The sequence below is a fragment of the Providencia sp. wls1914 genome (genome assembly GCF_009706645.1).
Classification (GTDB): Bacteria; Pseudomonadota; Gammaproteobacteria; order Enterobacterales; family Enterobacteriaceae; genus Providencia; species Providencia zhijiangensis.
Map to the genome: position 1 here is coordinate 699221 of NZ_WLUN01000016.1, position 16511 is coordinate 715731.

Consider the following 16511-nt stretch of genomic DNA (forward strand, 5'->3'; position numbering starts at 1 on the left):
GTTTTACGTGACGTGTATTAACTACAAAAATTTTGTAGTTTAAAGTTTGAGCAACTCATTTAGAGTTTTGCAAATAATTCAGTTAACTATAACTCTTATTGAGTTTGGGTTGATAGCTACCCCTCCTTAAGAGGTTCAACCATTTTGCACTCCACTAAATGATGACCGCAGAGTTCAGGCAATAAAAAACCCACCGGAGTGGGTTAGTGGTTTATTCTTGCTCAATTATAAGTTTTGGGTGGACTTGGTCTACTAAGTCATAAAACTGCTCTGGTGTTTTGGATATTTTTAAAAGCGTAACTATAGATGCTAAATGCTCTCTTAATTTAGGGTGCCCTATATCATTAGTTAACCATTGATGAAGCTTGGTTTTTCTTTCTGATTTGGATGCCGCTTTTTTTAATTCAGGCAATAAATCAGGAGCTAGCCTGCTATATACTACATTGTTTGTAACTGTACCAATAAACCCTGGTCTCCATGATTTATTGCCGCTAGCGGGAGGATACTCAAGTCCATATATCTTAAATAGACCTTCATAATAATCAGCTGGGAACGTACTTACCCAAGGTTTTAATTCTGTTGCCACAAATGATTCAAGAATCTTTGCTAGCGCATCTCGCTCTCGCTCTCTTTGGTAACCTGTAGCCTCATCAACTAAAGCAATTACACCAACTTTGGCTAAAGATCTAACTAGAATTTCAGCTTTATGAGCAACAGCCATTTGTTCTTTTGACTTTATTGCTCCCGCTTCCCTTGCCCTCAAGTAAAGGTCACCAACAAGCGGCAACATAAGAACATTATGCCCCTCTTTCACGACACCTGATTTTGTTTTGTATTTTACCCTAGGGATCTGATCCATAAGGTCTTGAGTAATAAAGGGTTTTAGGTTCATTGCATCCATAAAAGCTGGCATTTGGATCTGACCTATAACCCTTTGATTATTCGAATCTTTCTTATATCCTCGCTGAGTTCTTCCTAATGCAGAAAATATAGAAGTAACTGAAACAACCCTATTGCCATTTTCTAAAACAGCAACATCTAATTCTGTATCTCCTACTATTAGCATCCCTTCATTTAGAACTGTCGGTAAAAGAGCTTTCTCTTTTTTAGCCGCTGCTGCTTTTCTTCCTGACTCCTTTCTTTCCTCTGGAGTCATTTTAGCTGCTCTAGCCTTACCACCTTTGGCTTTCCCTGTTACTTCTTTTTCGTCTTCATTTTTCATGATGATCTCTCGTGTTGTGAAATTACGAGCAAACCTATCACATGTACGATGCAACGTGCAATAATTACTTTTGTACGTTATATTGATTGAGTTAAATAAAATTTATTTTCAATAAAAAAGCCCCTAGGGGCTTGTTGGTTTACATATCCAGTATGGAATCTAAGTCCTGCAATTCATCATGATGCAATAGATAAATATCATGAATCTTTGCAAGTTCCCTAGCTGATCTAGTGTATTGAGCATTGGTAACAACAACTCCAACGTTAGCACCCCAATATGGCATTCCTGCGACCACTTCCTGAACGGCTTTATTCCCTACTGTTGAAGAGTACAACTTGCACTGAATGGCAACGCAGCATCTGTCTTTATTTGCTATGACATCAACACCCTGATCACCACTAGCTGAAGTCGTTCTTGCTTCCCATCCATTTTCTTTCAGAATGTCCGCGCAAAACATTTCATACTCTAGCGGGCTCATGGTTGGACTCCATGTTATGGAGACATCATTTTCCTTTATATACTCCTTGACTGCATGGTCAAGATGCATCAAATAAATGTCATCAGGAAGCCCTTTGTAGCAATCAGTGACCCTTGGATGATAGTTGAATTTTTTAAAGAAGCTTCTTTTTTCTGCATCCCACTTGTCATAAGACTTATATCCGTAGTCATCTTCAATAACCATGGACTTTCTTTTTCTGGCTAAAATTGGAATATACTTTTTTAGCTCATCAAGAAACATCTCAGTATCTATTTTCTGATCTTGAACTATTTTTAAGCCTGTTTCTCTTGATTTTTTCTTTCTAAGATAACCCTTAACTAACTTGTAAACCAAAGAGATCACGCCTACAGCAAGCCAATATATAATCGTGAACTTGATTGTTAAATCAAACTTCCTGTCTGATTCAAAATCAGAGGAAAACAAAAAAGCAGCTACAGAAGCAATAAATAGATATTTTGCTAATTTAATCATTACAGACGCCCTGATATTATTATTTTACTCTTATATCACTAACTTCACATAACACAGGCGTCATGTGGTTGGCATTGTCAGCGTGGTAAGCCTTGCATACTACAAATCCCTTTTTCCCTTTTGCTTTTTCAAACTTGTCCCACATATCACTTTTTGAAATAACAAGTTGCATAATGCCAATTCCAAACTCTGGCGGCTCTAACCCATCTACATTACCACTGTTTGAAGTTGCTGAAATAATATTCACTGGCCTTATAGACGGAAATCCAGCTACCTCACGATCAATAGTCCCGTATATTTCAACTGGTTCTTCATAGTAAATACCTTGCAAACCCTTTTCTTCATCGGCAATACCGTTGAACGATATCAAGAAAAGAATGGCACAAATACGTCTAAACATTATTCACCCCTTAGTGTGTTATCTAAACCTATTGTGCCACTGCCTTAACGCAAACTACAGCAATTCTTAACTAAGAGAAGGAACTATCTGATACACCCTAGCAGCTATTGACTCCACTGCGTCAGAGCTAACACCCGATACCGTGCTAGCAGTAGTATTAACATTGATATCACCAACACTGATATCCATTTTGTTATTTACTGTTTGAGGCTGCGATCTAACCTTGTTAGTTTGATTCAGGAAATCACTAGATTTTGAGCTATCAAATCCTGAAACTATTGGTTTATTTAAAGAAGACGAAATGCTCTTAGCGTTATTTATTGCATTTAGCTGATTTACTGAATACTCAACTCCGGGCTTCCAGTCCTCAGTTGCTTCAATCATGGCAAGGATGGCTTTTCGCTCTGATAAGCTATGATCCTTCATTTTCTTATCTTGACCGTTAACAGCGGATAATACATTTTTTATGTACTGTTCTGTGTTATTTATTTGCTTTCCGTTCTTGCCATATTTTGGAGCGTACCTTTTTATAGCCTCAGATAGCTTTTTATCTCTGTAATTAGCTCCTTCAAAAAGAAGCTGATCTTTAGCTGCGTTTCCCGCCTCTTTAGTTGGAAATATAGCCATAACGTGACCAGCCGCATTTGTATCATGCCCTATAGCCCCTTTAGACCTAGCGTAATAGCCCCAAATTATGTTTCCTGGGTTGTTGTTCCTCCAAGACCTAGAGCCACCCTCGCGAATAATGTCGCCATTTTCGGTTTTATAGATGCGCTTTTGCTGATGAGGAACTTCGACACCAGTAGCAGTGAATGAATCGCCAGAAGATGATTTTCCACTAAACGACTTTTTGGCAGCATTTAATGTATTCATCCATAGATTAGATATACCATCAGTTCCAAGACTCAAGAATCCTGCACCGGGGATTATATCCTCGCTAGCTTTCGCCACTGCCTTAGCTTTATCCTCTTTGCTCGCATTCGGATCATTCAGGACAATAGCAGCCTTAGCGATATTTCCAGTTTTCTCGCCGACAGTATCGAGTAGCTCATCAAGCTTATCGAATCCGTCGCTAATCTCTTTAATCAGCAAGCCAAAGGCAGTAACCGCACCCGCAACGAGCAAGCCCGGCAAACCGAATAAGCGAGTAAAGCCAAGCCCAACCCTGCCAAGAGTAGCGAGGATTTTAATAGCCCACTTTCCGCCGAACCACAAAGCAAATCCACCCAGTGCCACTTTCCAAGTTTCGAGATTTCCTTCTTGGTCAGTGAACCACTTGCCTACTGTGGTCTCCTTGAACCAGTCTTTAAACTCATCAAGCTTTTCAAGTATCGGCGTAATCGTGCTATCCCACTTTTCCCAATACTCACCGAGTAATGATTCCCCGCCTTCTTTCCACTTCTTGAAGTCGTCATAAAGTAGCCATAATCCAGCGCCGAGCAACAACAGAAGAGCAGGTAGTAAACCAATAGCACCAAATAGCCCTACGAACGCCTTAGCCGCTTTTAGTACAACAGGAATTAGTGTGACACCTATTACCATACTAAGCGCCTTGAAGACGAACATGGCGGTATCTCTGTTCTTGTTCAGATAACCAAGGAAACCTGTCACCGTAGCAGATAGTTTTAATGCATAGGGGATGAGGTAGTTACCAAGTAACGTTTTCAGCCCATCCCATTGCATACCGACCAGCGCATTTTGTTGCTGTAACTGCCGGCTGATTTCTAACTCTTGCTCAGACGAAACAACGATATCTTTTTGCAGTGCAAGTTGCCGCTCCATTTCTTGGCGACCTTGCAACAACATATTTATCGTGCCTTCATCAAAGCCCATATTCTTAGCGAAGTTATAGGCTTGAGGTCTGGACATTTGAGACAGGCTATCGGCGACATCCAGCAAGATATCATCAAGATTTCTCAGCTCACCGTTGCTTTTAACTACGCCCACATTCAGCGCGTTAAAGTACGGTAAAATTGAGGTATCACCTACCGTTACCAAATCCCAAAGAGACTTGTTCAGGTTAGCCATACTGGAAGCCATGCCCTCAGCACTTCCACCCGACAGCTCGGCGGCACCTTGCCAACGCTTAACTTGCGTGGCATTCATGCCGAGATTTTTACTTAGAAAATTAAGCTGGTCATTTGACCGAGCCGTATCTTCGATAAGCTTAGTTAATCCCGTGGACATGAATATGGTCGTGAAGAGTCCAGCCAGTGCCTTAGTCGCATTGTTAATCGACTTTGTGAAGCTATCACTTTGCTCCTTGGCTTTCTTTTGCTGCTCTCTCGTACCTTTTAGGGTCTCATTTACGCCGCCGAGCGTTTCATTCAGAGCGTCGATAGAGTCCGCTAACTTATCGTTTTCAGTTGTCGCCTTTTTCGCATCGTTAGCAAAACCTCCGCTATCGAGTTTCAGCGAAACAAGAAGCGTATCAATTAGCGTTGCCATCGTTTATCTCACTCATTAGTTGCTTGTTGTACGATTCAACCTGATGTATTTCTAGGAGGTTTAAAACATCTTCCAGACTGTAAATCGTGTGGAGTTCGTGAAGCGTTGCGTACTTCGCGGTTATCACTTGGTACGCAACGGTAGACACGTTATTTGTTTCAGCTAAAACGCCATCACGAAGCGGTAACCCTGCTTTTAATCGTTCGAGCTGGAGCCACCGCCGTTCACTAAAAAATCCAAGTGAATAGCTAACGCCTCCTTGCGAAGAACGAACATGGTCGAGAGGTCTTTCACATCGGATTCCAGCAGTAGAGGTCTAGCGGTTCCACCCGATGGGATGGTTTGCACACAATCCAAAAGCTCATCAAGCAGAGGGATGCCGACTCTTGGGTCAATACCTGCCAGCGCCTTGATTGCGACGTTAGCCATGCCTAGCATTCCCATGTTTGGATTGACACCTTCCAAGTCCACGCCGCCATTGGCAATAGCGAACAGTGCTCGCATCGCCCAGTTATCCGCCTTGGCAATTGGCATTTCGGTAACTTGATACATCATTCCAGCATCACGACCTTTTTCAATCGTGATAGTTTTTGATTTCAGCGTCATTAGATTTCCTCAGCACCTTCGAAGACCATGTTGAAGTTGTAGCTTGTTCCGTCGAGCATTTTTTTACCGCTTGCGCCGCCAGTCATTGACGTTAAGCCGCCAGTTGCGCTGTAGCGTTTGCCGATTGATGGAATTTCGACAACGATATCCACAAATCTGGCCTCCATGTTCGCGTTAAAGTCCTTGCGAATGTTTTCCATGATTTGTGTAGATACACTGTTTGCTTCCAAGTAAAGCGTCCATTGCGTTTCATGCGGCGTGTAGCCGATGGACTGTTTACCATCGACACCCATGCGAGTCTCACCGATGTTTGCGTCACCAAAGTTCCACGCGTTATCAGCTTGAAAACCTTGCAACTTCACGAACTCGTCATAAACGCCCTTACAGCGGATCATCAAAACGGCGTTTGCCGATGTTAATGTTCTTGGGTTATGTCCCATTGGCATAATGTTTTACCTCTTACTGGACGTTGATTGATGGGAGATTAACTTGCTGAACACTGCCGCCATCGGCGTACCACAGTTTCAGAGGCATTGATTTACGAAGACCGCGTGTTTGCGCCGGAGTGTCTTCAATCTTCATGCACCAACCTGCCGTATTGATTTGAGATGCCGCATCAAATCCAGCTTCGATGTTGATTTGTTTCTTTTGCTGTTCTGATAGCTCAACGCCAGTTTGTATGCCGCCGAAATTAATCATCTGGAATACCGGATCCGCCACAGCAGAACGATGAATTGCCTTACCTGTTTCGTTGTACGGTACAGATTTAAAGCTTTTCAGCATCGTCATTAACGCTAACTGGAGCTGGTTATTGAAGAACACCTGATTCACATAACTATCAACCCACTTAAACTTACCTGATACGGAACCAGGATAAACAAAGATGAAGCGGTCATTGGCTGTGCCGTATGCACCGTAGAAGTTAAAGCCCATCGCGATTAATTCATCTGCCAGTGCTTTATCTGTTACTGAAGGCGTTAACCCTTCCTGACCACGGAATGCCAAGTTTGTGCGACCGTTCAGCTCATCAAAGTTCAGGCTTGCTGCAAATCCACAGACAAAGGCTGCGTGTTTGTGGCTACCGTAAAATAAGCACGTGCCGCCGATATCGGACTCTTTAATTGCTGAGCTGATAGTTTCTAGCTCACCTTCGCCGTTTTCTGTTTGATACAGAACGTGCATATAGCGGTCTTTTTGCAGAGCGACCCAGCGAGAAATTGCTAGCTTTTCTTCTGCGGTAAAATCAATCGCCGCGATAGAAACAAAGTTTGTCGTTTCTTTGGTGATGCGAGGCAGCAGTTCTTCGATAGTGTCAGCGTTGATGCCGTTGTTAGCCTGTGCCCCAGATGCTTCAGTTAATCCCATGAACGTTGCTAAATCACCTTCAGCAAATGAGATAGAACCAACCGCGCCTTTTGTTGCGCCTTCGATGACAAACACTTTAGCGCCTGTGTCATAGGTACACGTTGCCGCAGCACCTAAAGCCGTAGTGACTGCTGCCGCTAAAGATGAATAACTGTTAACCTCAGTTTCGAAGTTCACAGATGTAACCTGACCATCGATTGTTAAAATCAGACCTTGTGGTAATGCTGCAAATTCGCTAGCGGTTCGAGTTGGAAGCTTAGCGCCGACTAACTTAGCCGCTTGCGCTGTCGTAACCATTGATGCGATAAATAGCGTGTCAGGCAACACTGTGCAGTTATCAAAGCCTGCAAAATACACCTGCGCAGCCTCATACTCTTTAGAGTCTTTGCCGAACACTTCACCCACCAAATCAGCAGAGCCGAAAGCTTTCACGCCTAGCATGGATGCTGGTTGCTTTTTGGTGATAAACAATGCGTTAAGAGCCAGTGGATTGCCGCCAGTGCCAACGACACCGGGCAATATCTGGACGATATCGCTTGCCGGAATAGATTTCATATTTTTACCTTAGATATTTGTGGTGGTAATTGATATTTCGTCGACACCATCGACGTGATAGGTTGTTTCAGGGTTATATTGAAGTTTAACTTCAAGCATCATCCTGTTTTCGTACTGATTTGATTCGTTAACGAGGATATTCTTTCTGGGCTCACCACAATAAAGTGGCTGACATTTAGTCATTCGCGAGGTTGTATAGTTACTTCGCCAGAGATTCGCTACAACGCGAGAACGCGAGTTTGCCTCAGCTCCATAAAAATCCAGTTGAAATGCTGCCTCGACCGATGACTGAGACGCCATCTCTTCTATCGCTGGATTCCAGTAATCAGAGGTGTAATCAAGATTGCGCTCAAACAACATGTGCATGACAATACCGTCGATAGGGATAGCTTCATTATTCTGATACCCAACTACCACAGGACACGAGAATAACTCGATGAGATAACGCCTAAGCTCAGCGAATATATCGCGCTCAGTAACACTTATTGTTGCCGCCATAAAAGCACCTTAACCCATGATGGGTACGATTCTATGACCTTGGTTACTAGCCACTCAGACGCTTCTGATTCGCCATAAGCAACAAAGCTAATCTTATCTGCACCTTTTTGTTTCGCTCGACGAATAGCCTCAATCTGCCCTCTCGCATATCCGTAGATAAACTCTCCTTGCTGATTGATAACACCTAAATGCTCAAGGTCTTGAGTGCTCAGGCTTTGTAATTGCATGGAGATTTCATGCTCGGAATACTTAGGCGTTTGATATCCAGCTTCGTCAATGTCGAAACCTTCATTGGCTAATAAGGTCGCAGGCAAGTTTTTATTAACCACCTGTACAGCCGCGTTGGCGATAGACCTGACTTTAATCATCGGTCACCTCGTAATTTACCGAAGTAATCATGGTTCTTGTGTCAGTCAGTGGGCTGGTGTTTCCATTTCCACGCGAGCGCCTTGCTGCTAATGTTGCCGCGGAAAGTGCAGGCTCAGTCAATTCTGATATCGACGTTTGGACATCACCTTGAACCAAGCCGCCAACCCTATCAAGCACCGATTTAGCATCCTCTCCGTTTGCAACACCTTTCGATATAGCATGAACCCATTCTTCTTTGTGTTTATCAATGGCGTTGCGAAAAAATGGTCTAGGTGGGATATTCACTGTATGAGCGGGTATATCGTGACTTGTTGCAAAGTTTGAGCTTTTAGCTTTAACAAACCTACCGCTTCTAGCAAAAGAACCATCTTTTTTCATGCTTCGATAGATTGTACCCGTCCTCGCTTGCTGATTAATGGTTGCGCCGTACTCATTTGCATAAGCAACGGTAGCTACTGGGGTTCCATCTGAGTAAGTGGCATCAGGGAAGAACCCCACCTTAACCTCAGTAGCATTCAGCCTTTTTTCTAAATCAGCTAGATACCTCTCCAGACCGCTAGCCATAAATGCTCCCCGGATAATAGTTAGCCATTCGATAAACTTTTGTGGCTTGCCAGTAGTCCATTCCGTAAGGGCTTAGCGTGTACCATGCATTTCTAAACTCAATAGCACCAAGTTCAGAGGATACAGACACGCTACCCTCACTAGCAGACGACACTCGCCCAACCATTCCAGAACCACCTTTACCATCTTTATCGCCGTATCGCATGTACGCCAAATGAGCCATAAGCAAATAGAGCAAACGCTCTCGCTTATCACTTTTGGCAACAAGTGAACTTTCGGTGTTATCGAGGTAATCGGTGGCCTGGTCGAAAAGGTAAGGTAATAAATCGTCTGTTATATTAGAAAACTCAGGGAACATGGTGCGGAACGTAGATTTATTCAGTTCCACAATTGCCATGATTAATCCTCGGTTAGTGGCTCCACTCCGGCAGATTTGGTGCTTGCTTGCTCTAAGCCTGTTTTTTGCTTAGCGCGTTCTTTCGAAGCATCTTCCGCAGATTTATAATCCGTTACAGCAAACACAATGCCATTACGGATAAGCTTCTGGTCTTTGAACGCCTTTTCAAACGCCTCCCAGGCATCAGCAGGGACATCACGAGTAATACCAAAGCCATTCAGTAGCATAGATGAGTTTGCGCCAGCTAATGCGATTGATTTGCCTTCGTGCTGTAAATTAAGCCCGTTTGGTAATTTGCATCCGATAACATACGTTGAAACCTTAGCCATTTTATACCCCTAACATTTGCGCGAATAAGAGCGGCTGAGTAACAACAGCGCCATAAGTTGTACCAGAGTGTTTTTGTTTCCAACTTGAACTCATGGGGATAACTGGATGAGCGCGTAACTTCTCGCTATATGCACAGTAACCAGCCTCTTGACCTTGCGCTGTTTCAACGAACATTTGGATCAACTCGCCAGCATCGGTGTCGTACTGCGGAGCAACTTCGATACGAATATTAGTAAACGTATCTTTTACCATTTTCTCTACAGAGTTACCGAAAATCTCATTCGCTTTTTTGAACCAAACGGAAGTGTTAGGGCTCATTGCTAACACGAGAGGAGAAGCCATATCAACGCCGTCACCAACTGCGCCGTTTGTACGTGCGATTAAATCAGCATATAAAGCCAGAATATCGTTATAGATATCGATAACTTGCTTATCTTTCCACTGAATCGCACCGCCAACAGTGGCAGGAGTGATAGGAGCTGGTAGCGCTGGGTCATTAAGGATGCCATAGTTCAGCAAACCTTCTACGCCGTAAAAATAAAACTTGTTCTGCGCTTGGTTCATTGTCCAAGCGGCAGCGCGCTGTTTCTCTGCAACATAAGACAGCATAGCCAAGCCGTAACGCTCTTGCTCCAACTCGCCATAAGTGACCATTGTTTGATAGCGGTACACCTGACGATTTTCCCATGCGTTTGTAACTTGGTTAGCACCCTGTTCGCTGTAGTCATCGTATGCAACCACATCGCCAGATTGCTCAACGCGTTGTATCATCATGGTATCTTGCGCCCATGAGCCTTTTTTCTTCTCGCCTAAAATGTCAGTTGCTTTTTGCTTAGCAAAGATAGTACGAACAATCTCAGGGTCGATGAAAGTTGAGACAATGGCAGGAATACCACCATTCGCTGGCATAGATGGTTGTACGTCGGCATCCATAGCGAATCGAGTAACAGAAGGAGGCATATAGAAGCCGCGTGATTCTGCTTCTTTCTTAAATGCTGAAAAATCAGCCTGTGTTAATTGTGGCATTATGCTTTGCTCCATGTAGAAATTACGAATAAATCACCAACAGCGGCAGCACTCGCTACATACCACTCGGTTTCGATTGCACCATCAACAGTTGCGCCAGCGTCCCCAGTTTTGATTGTGCCGTCTGCTAATACTGCAAACACTTTCTGACCAACAACAGCAGCCGTTGCAGACTTAGCCCAAAAATCACCGCCAACAATCGGAGATGCTTCGCGACCTTTAGGGATCAATAAGCTACTGCTTTTCAGGTAATCAATCGTTGCATTCGCGTTGTTATACACAAAACCAACTGGCTTACCTGTGCCTGTGTTATTTAATTTTTTAGGGTCTGTCGCGTCACGCCATGCGAAACGACACATATTCAGACCATTATCACCAGCGAAGAAAGCGCCTGCACCACCTGCCGCAGCAATGATTGGGCTGTTAGATGCTGGCTGACCCTCCTGACCTACGCCAGAGTAAAGACGTACACTTGATTGAAACGCCATAATTATTTATCTCCATCAAAGAAGCTGAGAACATTTTTACGAGAAGATGGTGCGATCGGAGCGGAATCCTGCGCCATTGTTGGCACTTTGGAGTAAGCGTTGAAAACTGAACGCAGACCAGCAGCTGGAATTGATGCGTAATCTTCACAGCCCATTTGCTTTAGTGCTGTTCGATAAACATCTTCTGCACTATCGCAAGCTAATTCGCCAACAACAGGGCGAACATCACGCTCAGCCTGACGCAGTGCCATAAACTTACGCTCTACAGCGCTAATAGCTGCATCCATAGCCATTTTGTTATCTTTGGCTTTTTTGTCGTCATCTTCATCGTCAGCGGTTTTTTTAGATTTATCATCTTCCTCGTCGCTGTCGTCTGCTTTGCGGTCTTTCTCGCGGTCTTTGTTTTCCCGCGCCTCACGCTCTTTGAGCTCTTTTTCTTCACGCTTTAAGCGCTCAGCTTCGGACTCGTTATCTTTTTCTGCTTGAGTAGCGTCATCTTTGATGACCTTACCAACTTCTTCTTTTACTTCATCAGGGTTCGCATCACTTGCCAGTTTTGGCAACAGATACGCCCAAAGTTTATCGAGTTTTGACATCAGTTTGATTCCTATAGGTTTTGAGTCATATACAAATACGTCGGAGCCAGCCCGACCACTAGGCACGATTGCCACATGGTTACAAACGATGTCACGCATTACGCCATCGTATGTTTCTCCCTCATACTCACCCGGAGTCATATCCAGTTTGTAACGATAAGATGAGGAAATTTCTTTTTGCTTCTCAGTTTCTACGCCGAGGATTGAGTCGATATCCCATAGCACTAGGGAATTTTTCAGATAAGTACCGTCGAACTCCGACCGTTCACCAGTAGAGCCCACAATTGACTCTTTTGGCGGGTCAATCACTGTTACGCCAATGTGCTTATTAAGCACCGGTTTATTGTTAAATGTGTTGACAGCTTTCTTGAGTTCTTCGGGGTCGCGTAGCAGACGATAGGCTTTATTGGGGTCTAAACCTAACGCCTCAGAGTCAGGTATTTCCTTGCCGTAGTAGATACAAACGTTAGCCTTGCTGATTGGAGTTAATGCTACATGCATCATCCCGTCTTCGTCGTAAGTCCTAACGCTCGCTTTATCAAAGGCAAATTTCACATCTTTCATGGTTTACCTTTATTTGGACATAAAAAAAAGACCACCTAAGTGATCTGTTATTAGAACGGCAACACGGGGCGCCACACGCAACCGCAATTAGGCAATTGACCTGGCATAATATATTCACCATCAATCAAGCAGCCTTCAGATAGCTTAAATCGCTTTCTTTCTCGGCCGGCTTTAACGTGACTATGGCGGGGTTTATTACCTCCCCCACTATGCACCCACTCACCTTCAACGATACCGGCAGCTTGTTGTCTTGCAGCCGATAATGCGCTTGTTGCCTTACGAGTTTGGTCACGAGCGATAAATTCAGCCCTGCGCCGTGTAATACCATGACGCTTACCAAAATTACGCTCGATTTCATCAGCAAGCATTTTTCTATCACCGCCGCGGGCAACAGCGCGATATACCATCCCTTCTACTTCGGTAAAGTATTTCTCAGGGATAGACCGGATAAGAGAAACATTCTCGGCAATGATCGCCTCACGCTTCTCTAACATGGCGTTAGTCCATTGCATGTTGATAGTCATGGATTCACGCCGAGCAGTAGCCAATAAGCCTCTATCAACCGCGCCTTGCGTTTTATCAAGCATTTCATCAGACCAGGATTTTGCCTTGCTAATAAAGTCTCTGACCCATTTACCGCTGAGCAAATCAAGTAATTTTCGTATCATCTCAACCGGATTTGCATCCATCGCCAAACTAGCATCTTGAGCAAGAGGGTTATCACGAATAGCGTTAACTATTTCACGCCTAACCTCATCGTTCATTTTTCTAATTTCGGCGAGTAACTGCTTCTGATACCACTTGATATTGCCGGCGTTGTAATTAATAGGTTTCAGTCTCGTTGTTTTTCGGCTCATAATCACCATCCAAGTTTTCGAAACCTGCGCCCTCTATGCCTTTGAGAGCATCCCTAGCTTCTTCAGAGCTAACAAGTTGACTATCAGCAGCAACCGCCACAGCATCAACTCGTATCTTCGTGATTTCAGCGCGTTCTTTTTCGCTAATCTCATCTAGAGGTTTGAACTCAAAGTAAATACCCTCTTTAATTTCTCCGAACTCTGAGAGCTGGATAATCTTGAAGATATTCTCTAAAGGTCGCCTTAGGTTTCCGTCCTGATACCCTGACACGGTTTCGTGCCATGTGGATAACTCTGACTCACCCGAAGCATTTAAACCTGCCGGAGCGTTTCCTAGGAGTTTTAAGTTGGTGATGCGCGATGGAATACAAAGCTGGTCTTGATAGTTAGATAGCAAGTTGGACAGCTCACTTAGTGAAGTTTGCATATGAAGCAAATCCTCACCAGTATCTATCGCCCATAGCCCGAAATTATCCTGATACTTCGTGAACATCTTAATCCGCTTGTCAAACTCCCCCGGCACTTGCAACCGAGCGTCCATATCAGTTTTAAGCGCCCTCATTCTCAATGTGCGAAGAATTTTAATTACGTTTTTCTTAGCATCACGCCAATCAACAACGTAGTCCTCCATTAACTGAGTTAGCGACAGCCCACCGAAGTTATAGGACGGCTTGAGAATATCTGGAACCGGACGACTAACAATGTCATTAAATCGTGACTCGTGAACCGTTTTACCCATCACGAACCATGCGCTAGGCTTATAAAAGTTTTCCGCTAGAGGCCACTGAGTGTTATACATCGCAGGATAAATCCAAGTCGGGTCAACAACTCTAAGCCCCTTCAGAGAGCCTTTAGGTATTTTGCGTGGGTCTAGAAATAGCGGTTTTTCTAGCTCATCATCTGTCATTGCGCCAGTATCGATGTAGATATGCGCCACACCATATTGAGAGTCCTGTCTAACTGCTTCATGAATCAAGCGCTTTACATCATATTTAATTAGCGCCTGCTCCATCAGTTCGATATCAGGGTCGCCCTCCTTTCGGCTTTTCACCTCAATCCAGTTACGCGTCATCTCATCTGCGAATACACTGTGCATGTTAGAATATTCGACTTGCTGAGACATTGCAGCTAACTGAGGATATCCACGAAACCCTGAATACTCATCGCCAATAGACATAGTGTTAAGCATGTCGTATGGAGTAGCGTCCATAGCAAATGCGGCTTCTTGTTTAGCCTCAGGAATAACGCCCGGTAATGGCTCGTACCTCTTAAATTTATCAACGCTATTATTTTCTTGCTTAATTGAGGCTTTTTCTAAATCAACCTCACTGATCCTGAACGGTTGATTTCCGACAGGCTGTTGTGTTTTTTTACTCTTGCTCATCGGAGTATCTCGTCTGGAATATGGAATGGTTGTTTAGCGTTAGAGAACGCCATAATGAACGCATCGGCTTTGTTTGGGCTTGGGATGCCGCGTTTCTTCATATCCTTTTTGCTCTCAACCTTTACGCGTCCGTTATTGTCATAATCGACTTGAGGGCGTGATAACTCGGCTTTGAGGTATTCGATATCTTTCATATCACTGGATATGCTGATTAACTGGTCATCAGTGAATTTATCGCCATGCTCGATAGCCCGCCAAGTGTTGTAGAAGCGGTCAGCGACTAATTGCCATTGCTGCGCCTTCAGGTTGGAGAACATATCTTTATTTGTTTTACCTGGCTTATAGTTGCTTTCTGGCTTTTCGACGGAAGCGCCTGCATTAAACCCGACTGTAACAATGCGATTATCTTTACGGTTAAATTGAGCCTTAACGCCAGCACCTACGCCGATTGAGTCATAGATAACTGTATCTACATTATTATTAACCGCGTCTGCATAGACCTTGTCAGCGCTAAATATGACGTCTTGACCTCTCCACTCTTCGACAGATAAAGCAACTGAGCCATGACGCAGCACTATCGCGTTAGCATCTTCACCGTCATCAGCAACGTCGAAACCGACAATTCGCTTACCTCTTGGCTCAAATCCTAGCTTGATATGTGCATCGACAGCCGCCTCAATCCACGCAGGTTTGATAATTGCCAGCGCGGAATCCGCTACTGGTTCGCCTAGCCAGATATGGCGGTATAGTTCAGGGTCGCGCTCTTTGCACTCTTCCATTTGCTTAGGAAGCGGAGTGTCGTAAAAGTGGGGATTTACATCGTAATTAGCTTTAAGGACTATTGCCCCCTCTGGCGGCTTAACAACGAATCGTTGGTAAGTATCATCAAGAATGTTCTTCGGGTTGAAGCTTACCCATATCTCGGCGTTTTTATCGCCACGGATAGAAGGCAACAATACTTCCCATGAATCTTTAACTACCGCCTCAGCCTCTTCAATCCAGCAAATACCGACACCCTGAATTGATTTAATCTTGGTGACGTTATTTTTGATTCCAGCGAATACGAATGAAGCACCTGTACCAAGGTGAATGATCGTGTTCTTTTGTATCTCGAACTCTTTCTCATAACCTAGTCGGTCGATGGTTTCACAAAGCAGCTTATGCACTGAATCACTAATAGACCCCTGAAACTCACGAGTGCAAAGAATGACTGTTTTGATTCTCCGTGATACTTCAATCGCTAGCTCTGCAAAGAAATAAGATTTACCACTACCTCGACCACCGTAAGCCACCTTGTAAGGGGCGCTTGCTGCAAATGGTTTAAAGTAAGGGTTAGCCATCGAATATTTCCTTGATAGAGCGATTCTCGACTTTCACGTCAGCGGTTAGGTCGACTTTATCCACGAAGGCACTAACGTTTTTGTGCTTGCCTAGTAGCTCAAGGTTTTTCACTTTGTCAGGCCATTTAATTTTCTTCATGATGCCGACTAAATCACGCTCACCATCTTTAGACTCGAACATTTCAGCCAAGTCCATGCCGCTTAACGATGTGCGCCAAACTTTAGGCCATTCATGAATAGGCTTAATACCTCCGTCATCGTGAAGAATATCCAACACATCCATTTGGTCTATTTCGACAAGGCGATTGAGAACATAGTCAGCCGTTATCTCTAATCGCTCACTACGGTCATTCATCAATTCCTGAATTCGTTTTTCAATGTCAGGTTTTGACAGGTTTTCAGATGCAGTGCGGTTTGCAGTTTTCTCGCTGTACCCCGCACGAATAGCCGCCTGTGTAGCGTTCAAGTCAACGAGGTACTCACGACAGAACATTTCCTGCTTATCAGTGAGTGCCATTCTCTTATCCTCATA

General features: G+C 44.0%; 18 protein-coding genes and 1 pseudogene. All 19 read right to left on the bottom strand.

Translation table 11 applies throughout. The features are described from left to right. Nucleotides 1–211 precede the first annotated feature (211 nt). The 19 genes and pseudogenes from GKR74_RS13970 to GKR74_RS14060 all read right to left on the bottom strand — a co-directional run bounded on the left by GKR74_RS13970 (nt 212) and on the right by GKR74_RS14060 (nt 16496). The gene (locus tag GKR74_RS13970; protein ID WP_154604032.1) at nt 212–1222 is read right to left on the bottom strand and encodes a P63C domain-containing protein; all 1011 of its coding nucleotides are present in this window, start codon (nt 1220–1222) and stop codon (nt 212–214) included. Between the two features lie 139 nt (nt 1223–1361). Next, a complete protein-coding gene (locus tag GKR74_RS13975; protein WP_154604033.1) occupies nt 1362–2192 on the bottom strand; it encodes a restriction endonuclease in 831 nt (276 codons plus the stop codon). Between the two features lie 19 nt (nt 2193–2211). Continuing rightward, nucleotides 2212–2592 (bottom strand): DUF4431 domain-containing protein, encoded by a 381-nt coding sequence (locus GKR74_RS13980; protein WP_154604034.1) that lies wholly within the window; start codon nt 2590–2592, stop codon nt 2212–2214. 66 nt (nt 2593–2658) lie between these two features. Then, complete coding sequence (locus GKR74_RS13985; protein WP_154604035.1) at nt 2659–5040, bottom strand: hypothetical protein; 2382 nt, start codon at nt 5038–5040, stop codon at nt 2659–2661. A gap of 195 nt (nt 5041–5235) precedes the next feature. Continuing rightward, nucleotides 5236–5646: a hypothetical protein gene (locus tag GKR74_RS13990; protein ID WP_154604036.1), complete on the bottom strand. Its 411-nt coding sequence runs from the start codon at nt 5644–5646 to the stop codon at nt 5236–5238. After that, entirely contained in the window at nt 5646–6092 is a 447-nt protein-coding gene (locus tag GKR74_RS13995) for a phage tail fiber protein (RefSeq protein WP_051473540.1), read from the bottom strand. The genes GKR74_RS13990 and GKR74_RS13995 overlap by 1 nt, the downstream gene beginning before the upstream one ends. 13 nt (nt 6093–6105) lie before the next feature. Next, a complete protein-coding gene (locus tag GKR74_RS14000; protein WP_154604037.1) occupies nt 6106–7566 on the bottom strand; it encodes a DUF3383 domain-containing protein in 1461 nt (486 codons plus the stop codon). Nucleotides 7567–7575: 9 nt separating this feature from the next. Next, the gene (locus GKR74_RS14005) at nt 7576–8064 is read right to left on the bottom strand and encodes a phage neck terminator protein (RefSeq protein ID WP_154604038.1); all 489 of its coding nucleotides are present in this window, start codon (nt 8062–8064) and stop codon (nt 7576–7578) included. Further along, nucleotides 8049–8432, bottom strand: coding sequence for a hypothetical protein (locus tag GKR74_RS14010; protein WP_154604039.1), 384 nt, complete (start codon nt 8430–8432; stop codon nt 8049–8051). Before GKR74_RS14010 ends, GKR74_RS14005 begins: the two co-directional genes overlap by 16 nt. Then, on the bottom strand, nt 8425–8997 hold the full coding sequence (locus GKR74_RS14015) for a hypothetical protein (protein WP_154604040.1): 573 nt from the start codon (nt 8995–8997) through the stop codon (nt 8425–8427). Before GKR74_RS14015 ends, GKR74_RS14010 begins: the two co-directional genes overlap by 8 nt. After that, complete coding sequence (locus GKR74_RS14020) at nt 8990–9394, bottom strand: DUF4054 domain-containing protein (RefSeq protein ID WP_154604041.1); 405 nt, start codon at nt 9392–9394, stop codon at nt 8990–8992. Before GKR74_RS14020 ends, GKR74_RS14015 begins: the two co-directional genes overlap by 8 nt. 2 nt (nt 9395–9396) lie before the next feature. Further along, a complete protein-coding gene (locus GKR74_RS14025) occupies nt 9397–9723 on the bottom strand; it encodes a hypothetical protein (protein ID WP_195848773.1) in 327 nt (108 codons plus the stop codon). 1 nt (nt 9724) lies between these two features. Next, the gene (locus GKR74_RS14030) at nt 9725–10750 is read right to left on the bottom strand and encodes a hypothetical protein (RefSeq protein ID WP_154604042.1); all 1026 of its coding nucleotides are present in this window, start codon (nt 10748–10750) and stop codon (nt 9725–9727) included. Further along, nucleotides 10750–11238 (bottom strand): structural cement protein Gp24, encoded by a 489-nt coding sequence (locus GKR74_RS14035; protein WP_154604043.1) that lies wholly within the window; start codon nt 11236–11238, stop codon nt 10750–10752. The genes GKR74_RS14030 and GKR74_RS14035 overlap by 1 nt, the downstream gene beginning before the upstream one ends. Nucleotides 11239–11240: 2 nt before the next feature. Further along, nucleotides 11241–12398 carry a DUF2213 domain-containing protein gene (locus GKR74_RS14040; RefSeq protein WP_154604044.1) on the bottom strand — a complete coding sequence of 386 codons (1158 nt, stop codon included), beginning with the start codon at nt 12396–12398 and terminating at the stop codon, nt 11241–11243. A 50-nt stretch (nt 12399–12448) separates the two neighbouring features. Continuing rightward, nucleotides 12449–13255, bottom strand: a complete 807-nt coding sequence (locus tag GKR74_RS14045) for a phage head morphogenesis protein (RefSeq protein WP_230089163.1) — start codon at nt 13253–13255, stop codon at nt 12449–12451. Next, the gene (locus GKR74_RS14050; protein WP_154604045.1) at nt 13221–14639 is read right to left on the bottom strand and encodes an anti-CBASS protein Acb1 family protein; all 1419 of its coding nucleotides are present in this window, start codon (nt 14637–14639) and stop codon (nt 13221–13223) included. The genes GKR74_RS14045 and GKR74_RS14050 overlap by 35 nt, the downstream gene beginning before the upstream one ends. Then, a pseudogene (locus tag GKR74_RS14055) lies at nt 14570–15979 on the bottom strand (PBSX family phage terminase large subunit). Before GKR74_RS14055 ends, GKR74_RS14050 begins: the two are co-directional and overlap by 70 nt. Continuing rightward, a complete protein-coding gene (locus GKR74_RS14060) occupies nt 15972–16496 on the bottom strand; it encodes a terminase small subunit (RefSeq protein WP_154604047.1) in 525 nt (174 codons plus the stop codon). Before GKR74_RS14060 ends, GKR74_RS14055 begins: the two are co-directional and overlap by 8 nt. Nucleotides 16497–16511 lie beyond the last annotated feature (15 nt).